Origin of the sequence: Arthrobacter sp. S2(2024), from assembly GCF_036662515.1 — a bacterium.
In the GTDB taxonomy this organism is placed as follows: Bacteria; Actinomycetota; Actinomycetes; order Actinomycetales; family Micrococcaceae; genus Arthrobacter.
Genome location: NZ_JAYKZI010000003.1, coordinates 529,213 through 543,705 on the forward strand (window position 1 = coordinate 529,213; position 14,493 = coordinate 543,705).

Below are 14,493 nucleotides of genomic sequence, written 5' to 3' on the forward strand. Positions count from 1 at the left end.
GACTTCTTTGATGCTTCGAAGGTAGAAGGAGATGTGGTGAGCGGGGATCACCACACCTGGTGATTGATGTGGTGATCTTTTCGCGGCAGGAGCTCCAGCTCCTCGGCCCGCCGGACGGCCGCGCGGCGGCTATTCGCGCCGAGCTTGGCGTAGATGTTCTTGGTGTGTGTCCGGAGGGTGTTCAGGGAAATGAGCAACTCGCGCGCGATCTCCGGGCCGCCCAGCTCCGAGGAAAGAAGCCGAAGCACGTGCAGCTCACGATCACTTAGGGGCTCGATCAAGCGTTGCCGTGCCGGGGTGCTGCGCGTTTCGGTCCCGAACAACTCCAAGAGCCGGCCTACGTAGTCTGAGGCCCTTCCCCGCTTCACGAGCGCATTCAACAAGGTCGCCATCGCCTCACCCTCGTCGACGAACACTGAAACGTAGCCCTCTGGTTCTGCGAGCGCTACCGCGCGTCGCAGCGCCGCCAGCGCCCCGCCGTCGTCCGCTTCTTTCCGGTAGGCAAGTGCCAAAAGCGCCAGAAGCTCGACGACGGTCCCCGTCCTGCCGCCCTCTTCCGCGGCCCGAAGGAGGCGGTCAATCAGGGCGGCGACGTGTCCGGCAGGGTCCTCCGACGGCTCCGCCCTGTCCTGGGCGAGGAGTGCCCTGGCCAAGGTGATGTGCTCGAACTCGTGCAAGTAGGAGAGCTCATCTTCGGCGGAAATGCCATGCTCGCGCGCCCAGCGGAGAGCGTCGGACGTCCTTCCGTGCGAGATCCATATCCGCGCCCGCACGGCCGGGACCGGACGTACCGCGGGAAAGAAGTCGCCGACGTACAGGCGCTCTGCCTCGTCGAGTTGTTCAATCGCGCCGTCCACGTCCCCTTCCGCTTGGAAGACCCGAGCCATCGCGACCCGCGAGCGATATGGGTTTTGGGGCAACGCGGCGTCCTCGCCGAGCCTCTGGTTGGCCAGGAGGTGCTCCCTTGCGGCGTCAAGTTCGCCGCGTTCAAGAAGGAGCATGCTCATTCCTATGTGCATGTCGGCCGTTCCCCGGAGCGTTTGCGCCGGGTGCCTTCCCGCGAGCTCAAGACCCCGCTGATAGATGGCCATTGCGTCGCGGAGCCGGCCTTGGGTAATCCGGATGTCGGCCAAAGCGATGGAGCAACCGAGCATGTCCGAGTGGTGCCCGGCCCTTTCAAGGTTGGAATAGGAATCGGACCACAGGCGGTGCGCTACCTCCAGTTCGCCATTCGTCCAGTGACCGATCGCCAAGAGCCCGGATGCTGCTCCGCGCCCAAGATGATCGTCCTTCCCGACAAGGCCGAGCGCGGTAGCCGCGTGCGTCATTGCCCCGGTGGTGTCCCCGCTTGCAAGCGCCTGCGCGGCACGGTAGATCGCGATCGAACTGGTGAGGTTGCCGCCGTCGCGGCCTTCCGCCGTCGTACCTACCCAATGCTCTGCCTCCTCGAGGCGGGCGTCGACACCGGTGAGCTCGCCGCTCGCGAGGAGCGCCCCCGCGTAGGCGACGCCCAGCCCGGGCCGCGCGTGTATGAGTTCGCCGGGGAGCGCTTCGAGCCAACGGCTTAGCGTGGCTTCCTGGCGGTCCTTGCGCAGGGCAGGGATCGCGAGCTCTATCAGGTCCGCGGCCCGCTCGAAGTCCTGGGCGGCCATTGCGTGGCGGACAGCTTCCGGAATGTCGCCGTTTTGTTCGTGCCAGAGGCTCGCGCGCTCGTGCAGTTCGTGGATGCGGCCTGGCTGCTCGTCCATGAGACGCGCCCGCAGCACGTCGGCGAAGAGGTGGTGATAGCGGTACCACCAGCGTCGGTCGTCGAGCGGAACCACGAACAGGTTCCCCCGATCGAGCGCCTCGAGCATTGCTTTACCGGTGTTTTGGCCGGTCACAGCGTCGCAAAGTTGACCGTTGAGCCGGTTCAGGATGGAGGTCTGCAGCAAGAAATTCCGGACATCGTCGGGCTGGCGCTGGAGTACCTCTTCCGCGAGGTAATCGACGACGTACCGGTCATCACCTGCGAAACCCGCGATGAAGCCGGCAACGTCGCCCCTTCCCTGCATCGAGAGCGCCGCCAATTGGAGCGCGGCGATCCAGCCCTCCGCCCGCCCTTCGAGGGCGGCGATATCCTGCGCGGTGAGACCCAGTCCCATCACGGCGTTGAAGTAGGTGCCAGCTTCCTCCAGGGTGAAGCGGAGATCGGCGGCACGGATCTCGAGGAGCCTGCCGCGTGCCCTGAGTCGCGGGAGCGGCAAGGCTGGATCGGCACGGCTCGCGATGACCAGTTGCAGCTGCGCGGGCAGGTTCTCTACGAGAAAGGCCAGAGCCTCCTGCACGCCCTGATTGTCGATGACATGGTAATCGTCGAGCACCAACGTAAACCTGTCCTGACCACCCTGTAACTCGTTGATCAGGGTGGTCAGGAAGTCTTCAGTGCTCGATTGCGTGGACCGGAGTGCAGCGAGTGCTCTAGCGCCGATTCCGGGAGACGCCTTGTCCAGGGCAGCCACAAGGTAGGTCCAGAAGAGCACGGGATCGTTGTCCCGTTGGTCGAGTGAGAGCCAGGCGTGCGATCGGCCAGTGGCGGGCGAATCTGCCAGCCACTCGGCCAGCACCGTTGTTTTCCCGAAGCCGGCGGGAGCTGAAATGAGGATCAGCGTTTGCTCATCGGCCTGGCCCAGACGGCTGATCAGCCGGGGGCGGGCCACGAGGGCGCTCCGTGGCCCGGGAACGTGAAGTTTGGTCTCGAGCAATGGACCTGCCATCACGGACCTCCCTCGAGAGCCGGTCACTTTGCCTCGGCCCGGTGATCCCAGTGTAGTGCCGGTGAGTTTGCGCCTACCAGGTGTCGGGTGCCGCACCAAACGGCACAACGTCCGGCCTGTCGACCGTGCTGTCGACGTCAATGACCCGATGCTCCCGGCTCGCGCGTGTGATGGCATCCATAACCTCGAGGATGTGGAACGCTACCCGCCCGGAGGCGCGATGTGGGCGGTTTGTCTCGATCGCCCTGGCCATGTCTGCGAGACCATAACCTCGCCCGGCATCCTCATAGCCAGCAGAGGTTGGCGCCTCGCGCCGTTCCGGTTCTTCCCGGGTCATTAATTCGACGGGGTCTGAGAATCGGTTCGGGTCGGGGACGGCGATGGTGCCATCGGTGCCGTAGATCTCGAAGAGCGGAGTCCGGGTGGCCCAGACTTCGAAGCTGACCGTGATTGTGGTGATCACCCCGTTCGCATGTTCGAGGATCGCGCTGACATGGGTGTCGATCTCGACGGGAATCGGCGTGCCGGCCAGCGGTCCGGTCTCGACGGTTCGCGCACGGTTGGACCGAGTGGCCACTCCCGATACGCGGACAACCGGTCCGAAGAACATGACGAGGCTGGTCAGGTAGTAGGGACCCATATCGAATAGCGGGCCGCCTCCGGGTTCGTAGTAGAACAGTGGTGACGGGTGCCAGCGTTCGTGTCCGGGTGCGGACCAGTGAACCTGCGCCGCGACCGGCGTGCCGATGGCACCTTCGTTGAGCAACTGCAGGGCCGTTTGGACGCCGGTGCCGAGGACGGTATCGGGCGCGCTCCCGACTCGAAGCCCCAAAGAGTCGGCGAGCTCCAGCATGGGGAGGGCATCTTCCGGGGACAGCGCAAGGGGCTTCTCGGCAAAGACGTGCTTGCCGGCGCGGAGCGCCCGGGTGCCGACTTCGACGTGCGCTGCGGGGATAGTCAGGTTGATGATTGAGTCGATGCGGTCGTCGGCGAGGAGCTCTTCGACACTCAGGGCTTCGACGCCCTGTTCGGCGGCGACGGAGTGCGCACGTTCTTGGTTGATGTCTGCGACAGCGACGAGCTTGAGACCGGGCAGCTTCGGGAGGCTTTCGAAGTACTGTTCGCTGATCTTTCCGACGCCGATGATTCCGACGGTTAGCGGGACGCCCACAGCAGTCCCCTTTCGATGATGGTTTTGACGTTCGGGTTCTCGAGGATGTCTACGCGGTGACCGGGCGTAGAGACGAAGATGCGGCCCTCGCCCCACTGCCTGGTCCAGATGGCGGGTGAGGTGATTTCGCGGTTCCACGGATCCCAGGGCCGGACGGGTTGGGTGGTGGTCGCGAGCACGTCGTTGTAGTCGTCGTGGAGTACCCAGTACTGCTCAGTGGTCAGCTCGAAGTCGACGATGCCTTCGGTGATGGGGTGCGAGGCTGCAGCTTCGCTCATGTTGATGGTGTGAAGGCGGTAGTTGTCAGCCTGTTCACCGGTCAGCTCTTCGGGGGCTTTGCCGGGGTGCGCAGCGAACTGGCCTCCGATCAACTGCAGATAGTCGGAGTTGTTGCGATAGGAGTCGGCGATGCCGCCATGCCAGCCTGCGAGTCCCGTTCCCGCTTCGACGGCGGATCTGAGACCTTCGAATTCTTCCTTCTCGATCGAGGTCATCGTGTTCGACTGCACGATGAGGTCGACCGAGGGCATGTAGGAGCTGTCGGCATAGACGGCGGGTGATTCCTCCACGCGCACCGTGTAGCCGCGCGCCTCGAGGAACGGGATGAAGAGGTTCGTGGCCTCGACGGGTTGGTGCCCGTCCCAACCGCCGCGCACGACGAGTGCGGTTTTGGTCGTGAATCGTGGATCAGGGGTACTCATGTTTTCCTTGCTGCCGCCATGCGGCACGGTTCGTTGATGCGTTCTTGCGGGCGTCTCTCAGCGGCTGGAAAGCGACCCGCCGATTCCGCCCACCGAAAAGTGCTTGTTGAGGAACGCGAACAGGATGATCGGCGGGAGCATCATCACGACGGCGACCGCCATGACGAGGCCCCAGTTGGTGGCGTTCTGCTGGAAGAAAGATTCCAAGCCGACCGGAAGGGTGTAGTTCGGGTCTGACCGGAGGAACACGACGGCGATGAGGTAGTCGTTCCAGGCCAGGAGGAACGAGAAGATCGCGGTTGAGAGGATGCCTGGCAGGGAGTTCCGGAGGACGATGCGGGTGAACGAACCGAAGATCGAGGCACCGTCTATCCAGGCGGCTTCTTCAAGGGCGATGGGGATGGAGTCGTAGTAGGCGGCCATCATCCAGATGGCGACCGACATCGTGGCACCGACGTAGATGATCACGACGCCAAAGAGGCTGTCAACCAACCCGAGGTTCGCGAACAAGATGAAGAGCGGGATCGCCGAGGTGACGACAGGCAGGGATTGCACGACGAACAGGATGAGCGAATATCCCGACACGAGCCGGTTGCGGGCCCTGGACAGAACGTAACCGGCGGGAGCCGCGACCGCGACGGCGACAACGACCGTGAAGGCGGTGATGACAAGGCTGTTGCCGAGCCAGGTCAGGACGGCCGTCTGCGTGAAGATGTTCCCGAAATTCTCGAAGGTGAGACCTTCTGCGTTGGAGCCGAGTGACGGTGTCAGCGACAGTCCGAAGACGGCGACAATCGGGACCAGCACGACGGCGGTCATGAGCAGGATCAAGATGAAGCGGGGCCACTTGCCTCTCTGGCGGATGTCCTGTGATGTCTGGCGGCCGGCCGGAGTCCCGCTCCTGTCCCGGGGTCCCGTCCGGACGTCTTCTTGGGGAGCACTGGTCGTTATCATTCGACGTTGACCTTTCGGATCTGGCGGTAAAGAACAACCGAGATCACCACGAGGACGAACGTCATCAGGAACGCGATGGCGACGCCGGGCCCGGTCTGGAAGTTCTGGAAGACGGTGAGGTAGGCGAGGAGGACGAGCGACGTCGTCGCATGTGCCGGACCCCCGCCGGTGAGCAGGAAGATCGTCGGGAAGTCGTTGACGCAGAAGATCGTCATCAGAATCCACGACACAAACGTCGTACGCGCAATCAGCGGGAGTGTTATCAGCCGGAACGACTGCCACCCTGTCGCCCCGTCGACCTTCGCCGCTTCGTAGACGTTCGTGTCGACTGAGGCGAGCGCCGAGGACATCATCATCATCATGAACGGGAACGAAATCCACACTTTGAAGAGGCAGACGACCACCTGCGCAAGCACCGGGTCTGCCAGGAAGAGCACGTTTCCGAAGCCTAGACGCTCAGCGATCACCGGAAGCGGGCTCTGGGGTGTTGCAACCAGCCAGTTCCACGACGTCGCGGAGACCACCGTGGGAACGATCCACGGCAGGAGAAGCAGTACCTTGAACAGCCCGCCGGCAGGGATGTGGGTGCGAAGCAGCAGGCTCAGCGCGAGTCCGACGAGCCAGGAGCCGAACACGCCAACAATCGTGAAGACGACGGTGAAGGACGTCGCCGACCAGAACGAGGGCTGGGCGAGGACGTCGCCGAAATTCTTCAATCCGACGAAGGGCCCGGTGTCGAGAAGGGTGCCGTCATGGAGTGCCTGAATCAAGGCATAGACGAGCGGGTAGACGTTGAGGAGCAGGAGGAGGATGAGCGATGGTGCTGCGAATGCTATGAGAGTCCAGGTACGCGGTGTAAACCGTTTCCTGGCCCGACCGGCGGGCGCCGGACCGGGCTTGCGTCCCGCCCCGGCCGGTCCGACCCCACGGCGTGCACGTTTGACGCTCTCGGCGATGCTCGTGGATGTCATGGATCAGTCCTTGATGAGCGACGTCAACGTGGCCTGGAATGTCGTCAGGGCGTCCTTCGGAGCCTTGCCTGAGAGAACGTTCTGGCCGAAGTCGGAGATGGCGGGCGTGCTGTCGACGTAAGAAATGTTCGAGAAAAGGGCGGTTCCGCCGGGCGCTGCCCAGGTCTTGGCGATAGGCTGCCACATCTTGACGATCTTGACTGCGTTTGGGTCCGACTGGAATTCCGGGGTCGCCGCGATTGATTTCAGAACCGGAAGCCCGATGCCGGTGTTCTGGGTCCACAGGGCCTTCATGTTCTGGTAGTAGTAGGTCATGAACGCCTCCGAACCCTTCTGGCTGGGCGTGTTCTTGTACATCATGATGTTGTTCGGGAAATACAGCGCGCCCTTTTTGCCGCTGGCGCTAGTGAGCGGATCGCTGACAAGCAACTTGGATGCTGCCGCTCCCCCGACGTTTGCCGCGAGGTTGGGGACGTCGAAGCCCATGCCGAACTTCTCGGCCTTCCATTGCGAGTTCGCGTTCGTGGCCGTGTAGCTGATGGCTGCCGGGTCCATGTAGCCCTTGCTGATGTTCTCGCGCACGAACTCGAGAGCTTCGATGTTCGCGGCGGTCACCAGGTTCGGCTTGTGCTCTTCGTCGAAGATGCCGCCACCGTTGTTGATCATCAGGCCCACGATCATCTGGAAGGCGTTACCGCCGCTGGCGTTGCCGTTGGCCGCGAACCCGTACACGTCGATCTTCTTGAGAGCGGCTGCGGCGTCGAGGTAGGACTGCCAGTCGGTGGGAGGAGTCGCGCCCGCCTTTTCGAGTAGCTCCTTGTTGTACCAATTCACCCGCATGTCAAGGTTGTACGGAACGGCGACGTATCCGGCGTCGGTCTTCATCGTGTCGAGGACTCCAGGGAGGAAGTCATCGTAGATGCCATCGGATTTCCAGCTCTCGATGAGGCCGTCCGCGGGAGCGATGAAGCCTTGTTTAGCGAACTGGAAAGCCTGGGTTCCGCCGCCCGAAGAGATGGCCGGCCCGGTCTTCGATGCGAGGGCAGACGAGAAGGTCTGGTTGAAGTTTGCCCACTGGATCGCCTGATATGTCGCCGCAGGAAGCCCCGACTCCGGTTTGTAGCCAAGGGTGATCTTGCTGTCGAGCGTGTTGAACGCCGGAGTTCCCCAGGGCATGTTCCAGAACTTCAAGCTGGCGCTTGCCCCACCGCCACCGCCCCCGGTCGAGCAAGCCGCAAGAGCGGCGACGGCCGCGCCGCCTCCGACAAGGCCCAAGAAGCCCCGCCTTGATGTAGTAAGACGTGAAGTCTCCATCGACTTTCCTCCTTGACCCGCCACCGGGTCATCGCAATTTGAAAAGTTGCGCAATTTTCGATTATCGTTTTGCGCAGAGTGAGTATACATATCGCCATTCGGAGATCAAAGGATAATTTTTTTGCGCAAAAACAACAGTCCAGCGGCGGATGGCAAGAACCCGACCTTGGCCGACGTGGCAGCCGCGGCCGGCGTCAGCACACCGACAGTGTCAAAGGTTCTCCGTGGAGCAACAGACGTGTCTTTTGTGACGCGCGAGCGCGTGGTCCGGATCGCACAGGAGATGGGTTACGCGAAGACCAAGCGATCACAAGCTGTGGGCCGGCTGCCCGCGAACGCGCCTCGCCTTGTCGACCTTGTGGTGAGCAACATCGGTGGTTCCTGGCCAAATAGCATCCTCACCGGCGTCGAAGAAGCCGCGGCGGTCGCGGACTGCGACGTGGTCCTCACGATCGCCCGCCCGGACCGCGACTGGGTGGGCCGCCTCCTGCGCCGCCCCTCAACCGGAGCCATCGTCGTCCTGGTCGATCCGACGTCGACGCAGCTGAGCGCACTCGACGCGGCTGGCATACCGGTCGTCCTCATCGACCCGATGAGCCCTGCCCCTCGCAGTGCCGCGAGCGTGGGCGTGGCGAACTGGGAAGGTGGACGGATTGCGGCGGAGCACCTTCTAAGCCTGGGACACAAGCATTTCGGCCTCATCGGAGGGGTGAAGAATCACCTCTACAGTCGGGCGCGCCTCGACGGTTTTCGTTCTGCCCTGTCGGCCATGGACCTGCACGTCGAGCCTCGGTTAATCGGTGCTGCTGATTGGAACCGCGACGAGGCACGCGATTTCGCCGTCGACATCCTGGGCCGGGAGGACAGGCCGACCGCCATCTTCGCGGCATCGGACATGATGGCCCTCGGCGTCTACGACGCGGTGCGCTACCTCGGCCTCGACATCCCCGGGGACGTCAGCGTGGTCGGATTCGATGACGTGCCCGAAGCGACTTGGGCGACACCGCAACTGACGACGGTCAGGCAGCCCATTCAGGAAATGGGAGCCACCGCCTTTCGCATGCTCCTGCGCTTGACGAATCAGCGAGAAGGCATCGACCCAAACACGGACGGGCCAAGGATTGAGCTCGCGACCCGGCTCATCACACGGGGTTCGACCAGTTCGCCCGCGTAACGTCATCTGATTGTCGTGATGAAGGACGCTGAGCTGCGGCTCGATTCCGCCGCGCGGTGGACGTACGGCGGACTCGACCCCAGCCAGCCTCTAATTGATCGGTGCGGGCGGTTGTTCGCCGCTGAGCACGGCGAGGGCGTTGTCGGCGGCGAGCATCGCCATTGCGGTACGCGTCTCCACTGTCGCGGAGCCGAGGTGCGGCACGAGCACCACGTTCTCCAGGTCAAGCAATTCGGGATGGACCTGGGGCTCACGCTCGAAGACGTCCAGCCCGGCACCGGCGATGACGCCCTCGCGGAGCGCGGACGCGAGGGCCGCTTCGTCGACGATCGGTCCGCGCGCGGTGTTGACGAGGAACGCCGAGCTCTTCATTGCCGCGAGTTGTTCGGCGCCGATCAGATGATGCGTGGCGGGCCCGTACGGGCAGTGCAGCGAGACGACGTCGGACACCGTCAGCAACTCGTCGAGGTCGACCCGCCGTGCGCCAAGCTCGGCGGCGATCACCGGATCGAGCTCGCTGCGCGACTGGTAGACGATTTCCATGCCGAAGGCCTTGGCCCGGCGCGCGGTCGCCTGCCCGATGCCGCCCATGCCGACGACGCCGAGGGTCTTGCCCTGCAGGCTGGACCCGAGCAGGAAGAACATCCCCCACTTCCAGGCCTGGCCGGAGCGGATAAGCCTCTCCCCCTCACCCAGCCGGCGGGTCACCATGAGGACGAGGCCCATGGCGATGTCGGCGGTTGCCTCCGTGAGCACCCCTGGCGTGTTGGTGGCCACGATGCCCCGTTCCGTACAGGCAGGGACATCGATGTTGTCATACCCCACGGCCACGTTCGCGACGACCTTGAGCTGCGGGCCGGCGGCGTCGAGCAGCTCGGCGTCGATGCGTTCGGTGAGCAGGCTCACCACGGCGTCTGCCCCGGCCACCCGGTGCAGGAGCTCCTCGCGGCCGATCGACTCCGAACCCGTCCATGCATCGACGTCGTGCTCGGCGCGAAGCTTCTCGATTGCGGTTTCGGGTATGCGTCCCGTGACGACTACCCGGCTCATGCCGTCTCGATCCACTCGCGCAGGAGGCCCAAGCCTTCGCTGATATCCGGCACCTCGATGCCTGAGTAGGCGAGTCGTATGTACTGCCGCTCCTCACCGGGCAGGCGGCGGCCGAAGTGCTCACGCGTGCAGAAGGAGACGCCGGTCTTGTACAGGGCATCGGTGGCAAAGTCTCCGACGGCCGTGTATCCCATGCGCTCCATAGCCTCGGTGACATCGGGGAACAGGTAGAACGTCGATTGCGGCACGGCGACGCGCACGCCCGGGATGGAGTTCACGAGCTCGCAGGCAGTGTCCCGACGCTTCTGCAGGACGTCAAGCATCTGCTGCACGGATTCCTGGGGGCCGCGGAGCGCTTCGACGCCGGCCCACTGCACGTAGTGCGTCGTGCACGACTCATCGTTGGTATTGAGCGTGCTGAGCACCCTGGCGATCTCGAGCGGTGCGACGGCGCAGCCGAGGCGTGAGCCGGTCATCGCGAACTTTTTGCTGAATGTGTACAGGATGACGGTGCGCTCGGCCATGCCCGGAAGAGATGCGATCGAGCTGGAGACGCCCTCATAGCGGGTCTCGAAGTAGGCCTCGTCGGAGAGCACCCACAGGTCGTGCTCCAGGGCGAGCTGTGCGATGGCCTCCCGCTCGCCCGCCGTCGACTCCGCCGAGATGGGGTTCTGCAGGTCGTTGTAGATGATGGCGACAGTGTTCGGAGTGATTGACGCGCGGATCTGGTCGAGGTCGATCGAGAAGCCCGTGCTCGTGGGCACGTAACGGTACGGCACGGCCGTGCCGCCAAGGTACTCGATCTGCGATTCGTAGATCGGGAAGCCGGGGTTCGGGTAGAGCACGTCCTGGCCGGGGTTCATGACCGCCTGCAGGAACTTCGTGATGACGGGCTTGCCGCCCGTCATCACAACGACGTTGTCCGGGGAAAAGTCGATGCCACGGCGCGAGCCAATGTCCTCGGCCAGCGCTTCACGCAGCTGCGGGATGCCGGGGCCGGGGCAGTAGCCCGTGTAGCCGTCCGCGATGGCCCGGTTCATTGCTTCCACGATGTTCCCGGCCGTGGGGATGTTGATGTCACCAAGATGGAAGGGGTACACACGGTTCCCCTTCGCCTTCCAGGCGGCCGCGGCCTGGGCGACGCTGAAGGCGGTTTCGGTGCCCAGGCGTTCGAGCCGGTGCGCGAGTTGCTGCATGCTGTTCACTCCTCGTTGAGTTGGCGATCAATTCTCCGGCGAATTCAGATCAAGTTCAGGACTAATATATCAAACCATGAATTAAGATATACGAACAGTCCCAAGGGGACTAATGATTCTTGTTTACGAGGTAAATCGTCTCTGGCGTACGGTCCACGACGGGCGTAGCGTCGGTTACATCCACACGGGAGCAGCAAAGGTCCACCCGCGCCCCGGGCGGGTCAGAAGTGCATTCGTAAGAAGGAGCCGGCAGTGGCTGGATGGAACGCTGACACGGCGGCTGGACCCCTGGGGTCAGGCACAGTGACTTTGGTTGAAGGATCGTCCTTCTGCATTTCATCGGCCAATGGAGACATCCATCCCGAACTCCCACACGGGGTCTTTCACCTGGATACCCGCATCCTTTCCCGCTGGAACCTAACCATCAACGGCCAGCCCCTCGAACCCTTGGCTGCCGAGACGAAGGAACCGTACCGGGCCCTCTTCGCTGGCCGCCTGCAACTCTCGGATGGGTATGCGGACAGTCCATTGATCGTGGAACGGCTGCGTGAGGTGGGGGCAGGGATCCGGGAACGGATCACCATCCGCAACTACTCGACGAAGCCCGTTGAATGCCAGATTGTGCTGGCCGTCGAAGCGGACTTCGCCGACTTGTTCGAAGTGAAAGAGGCACGAATCCAGCGTCGCTGGGCGGAAACACGCGGTCACGACGGCGACGCCCTGGAAATCCAGGCCAAATGGCACGACGTCCGGAAGGGCGTCGTCGTCAAGGCGGATGGGGCCAAAGCCACACCTGAAGGGCTGATATTTGAGATAGTCGTCCCGCCCTATGGGCAGTGGAGTACTCGATTGAATGTTGTGCCCACGGACAACGGCGCACGCCCCGAGGCCCCATTTGTCCATCCGGCGCCTGGCGAAATGTCTCCGAGTGACCGGCGCCGTCAAGAGTGGGTGGCGAAGATTCCGGCACTGCAGATGGGCAACCGTTCCATCCAGCGGACTCTGCGGCGAAGCTACGACGACTTGGGAGCGCTGAGAATCGAGGACCCTGGCCATCCTGAACGGGTGGTCGTCGCCGCCGGAGCGCCCTGGTTCATGACCCTGTTCGGTCGCGATTCGCTCTGGGCTTCGGAAATGTCGCTTCCAGTGGATCCTTCCCTTGCATTGGGCACTCTGAAGACCCTGGCTGACCGCCAGGGCACCGTCGTGGACGCGATGAGCGAAGAGGAGCCCGGCAAGATCCTCCACGAGGTGAGGCTCGATGTTTCTACCGGCCTGGCGCTGGGTGGCAAATCCGCCTACTACGGAAGCGTCGACGCAACTCCACTGTTCGTGGTGGTCCTGGGGTCCGTCAGCCGCTGGGGTTTTGACAGAGAGACCATCGACGCCCTTCTGCCCAACGCTGACCGCGCCTTGGAGTGGATCCGCGAATACGGGGACCGGGATGGGGACGGTTTTGTCGAGTATAAGCGCCTCAACGATCATGGGTTGGTCAATCAGGGATGGAAGGACTCCTGGGACGGCATCAACTTCGCCGATGGAACCCTGGCGGAACCGCCGATCGCCCTTTGCGAGGTCCAGGCTTACGTCCACGGCGCATACGTGGCGCGCTCCTGGATGGCGTACGACGCCGGCGACCTCGCCTTGGCAGCCGAACTTCGGGACCGGGCCGCGACGCTGAAGCGGCGGTTCAACGAACAGTTCTGGCTGCCGGACAAGGGGTACTACGCCGTCGCGCTGGACCGCGATAAGCGGCCGGTGGATGCCTGCGCTTCCAATATGGGCCACTGCCTCTGGTTCGGCCTTGTGGATGAGGACAAGGCGCCACAAATGGTGGAGCATCTGATGTCCCCGGAGATGTTCAGCGGATGGGGAATACGGACCCTCGCCAGCGACATGCGGGCGTATAACCCTGCCAGCTATCACAACGGATCGGTCTGGCCCCACGACAACGCGCTTATTGTGGCAGGGCTGCTCCGGTATGGGTTTGTGGAAGAGGCACAGCGGATAGCCACTGCACTGCTGGAGGCGGCCGAATACTCCGGCGGGCGGCTGCCCGAGCTGTTCTGCGGCTTCGGCCGCGACCAGTTCGCCGAACCGGTACCCTATCCCACGGCTTGTTCCCCACAGGCCTGGGCCGCCACCACACCGATCCTGCTGGTGACCAGCCTGATGCGCTACGACGCACACATTTCCCAAGGGGGGCTTTGGTTGGACCCTGTGCTGCCGGATTCCTACGGCGAACTTCACATCACGAACGCCCCTATGGGCTCGGGCCGGATCACCATCGACATATCCGGTTCAGCAGCGTCCGTTCAGGGCGTACCGGAAGGCCTGGTACTGCACCGCGGGCAACGGCCGTGGATCAGCGATCTCGTGGAGCAAGCCAAACTGCATCCGGACAAGTAGCGTTCCCACCACGATCACTCCAGCTTGGACATCGGAGGAGGGCGGTCTTCCTACGCAGCAAACAGCGCTGAACGGACCGCCTTTTCGAAGCCGTCTACGTGAAGTCGCGCCAGTTCCGCAGCCCTGGCCTCGTCGCCGTCGATCACGGCGCCAAGAAGGTCGAGGTGTTCATGCACGTGGCGGGAAATATCCGGCAGGCGATCGAGCACCATGCACCAGATCCGTGTCGCCAGGTTGTCGTAGCGGATCAGCACATCTTCGAGGTGGGGATTTGCCGCTGCCGCATAGATCCCCTGATGCACACGGGCATCAAGGCGCAGTGTCTCCACCACGGAGGCGCCGTCGACCTCGAATGACTCGACTGCACGCATCACGGAGCGCAAGTTCTCCCTGGCTGCCGGTGTTGCAACCCGAGCCGCCCGCGCGGCCGCCAGCGGTTCGAGCTGGGCGCGAATCTCCGAAATGAACGCCAGATCGGTCACCTCTACGCGCGTGGCGAAAGTTCCCCTGCGTGGATAGCTAATGACCAGACGGTCCAACTCGAGGCGCTTCAACGCTTCCCTCACAGGAGTGCGCCCGATGCCAAGGTCCCTCGCCAGCACGTCGTCGTTCACCAAGTCACCCGGCTTGATGTCCAGCGTCAGGAGCCTGTCGCGTATCCGCTCGTAGGCCACTTCCGCCAGGGATCTCGGACCGGCGGCATCCACCGCTGCCAGCGCTTCAAATACCACGGTACCGACCTTTCGCGTCCAGCCAAGCGGACTATTGACCTCACTCGAACTCCAGTATACGCTATA

The 14,493-nt window shown here is 63.4% G+C and carries 11 protein-coding genes; 2 read left to right on the plus strand and 9 right to left on the minus strand.

All coding sequences use genetic code 11. From position 1 onward, the window contains the following. Window positions 1–47 precede the first annotated feature (47 nt). The 6 genes from VLA65_RS09040 to VLA65_RS09065 form a co-directional block, all read right to left on the minus strand. Window positions 48–2,756, minus strand: a complete 2,709-nt coding sequence (locus VLA65_RS09040; RefSeq protein WP_332602295.1) for a LuxR C-terminal-related transcriptional regulator — start codon at window positions 2,754–2,756, stop codon at window positions 48–50. Window positions 2,757–2,829: 73 nt separating this feature from the next. Further along, window positions 2,830–3,927, minus strand: a complete 1,098-nt coding sequence (locus tag VLA65_RS09045; RefSeq protein WP_332602296.1) for a Gfo/Idh/MocA family protein — start codon at window positions 3,925–3,927, stop codon at window positions 2,830–2,832. After that, window positions 3,912–4,628, minus strand: a complete 717-nt coding sequence (locus VLA65_RS09050; RefSeq protein ID WP_332602297.1) for a ThuA domain-containing protein — start codon at window positions 4,626–4,628, stop codon at window positions 3,912–3,914. The genes VLA65_RS09045 and VLA65_RS09050 overlap by 16 nt, the downstream gene beginning before the upstream one ends. A gap of 57 nt (window positions 4,629–4,685) precedes the next feature. Continuing rightward, window positions 4,686–5,582, minus strand: coding sequence for a carbohydrate ABC transporter permease (locus VLA65_RS09055; RefSeq protein ID WP_059388967.1), 897 nt, complete (start codon window positions 5,580–5,582; stop codon window positions 4,686–4,688). Next, window positions 5,579–6,553 carry a carbohydrate ABC transporter permease gene (locus VLA65_RS09060; RefSeq protein ID WP_332602298.1) on the minus strand — a complete coding sequence of 325 codons (975 nt, stop codon included), beginning with the start codon at window positions 6,551–6,553 and terminating at the stop codon, window positions 5,579–5,581. Before VLA65_RS09060 ends, VLA65_RS09055 begins: the two co-directional genes overlap by 4 nt. A 3-nt stretch (window positions 6,554–6,556) precedes the next feature. Continuing rightward, window positions 6,557–7,828, minus strand: coding sequence for an ABC transporter substrate-binding protein (locus VLA65_RS09065; protein ID WP_332602299.1), 1,272 nt, complete (start codon window positions 7,826–7,828; stop codon window positions 6,557–6,559). 160 nt (window positions 7,829–7,988) lie between these two features. Between VLA65_RS09065 and VLA65_RS09070 the strand changes: the two genes are divergently transcribed. Further along, complete coding sequence (locus VLA65_RS09070) at window positions 7,989–9,041, plus strand: LacI family DNA-binding transcriptional regulator (RefSeq protein WP_284989172.1); 1,053 nt, start codon at window positions 7,989–7,991, stop codon at window positions 9,039–9,041. A 90-nt stretch (window positions 9,042–9,131) separates the two neighbouring features. Here VLA65_RS09070 and VLA65_RS09075 read toward each other — a convergent pair whose 3' ends face one another. Then, window positions 9,132–10,091, minus strand: coding sequence for a 2-hydroxyacid dehydrogenase (locus tag VLA65_RS09075; protein WP_332602300.1), 960 nt, complete (start codon window positions 10,089–10,091; stop codon window positions 9,132–9,134). Beyond that, window positions 10,088–11,287 (minus strand): pyridoxal phosphate-dependent aminotransferase, encoded by a 1,200-nt coding sequence (locus VLA65_RS09080; RefSeq protein ID WP_332602301.1) that lies wholly within the window; start codon window positions 11,285–11,287, stop codon window positions 10,088–10,090. Before VLA65_RS09080 ends, VLA65_RS09075 begins: the two co-directional genes overlap by 4 nt. Window positions 11,288–11,539: 252 nt before the next feature. Between VLA65_RS09080 and VLA65_RS09085 the strand changes: the two genes are divergently transcribed. Then, on the plus strand, window positions 11,540–13,696 hold the full coding sequence (locus VLA65_RS09085; RefSeq protein WP_307053740.1) for an amylo-alpha-1,6-glucosidase: 2,157 nt from the start codon (window positions 11,540–11,542) through the stop codon (window positions 13,694–13,696). Between the two features lie 50 nt (window positions 13,697–13,746). Here the strand turns inward: VLA65_RS09085 and VLA65_RS09090 are convergent, their stop codons facing one another. Beyond that, window positions 13,747–14,427 (minus strand): GntR family transcriptional regulator, encoded by a 681-nt coding sequence (locus VLA65_RS09090; protein WP_332602302.1) that lies wholly within the window; start codon window positions 14,425–14,427, stop codon window positions 13,747–13,749. Between the last annotated feature and the right edge of the window lie 66 nt (window positions 14,428–14,493).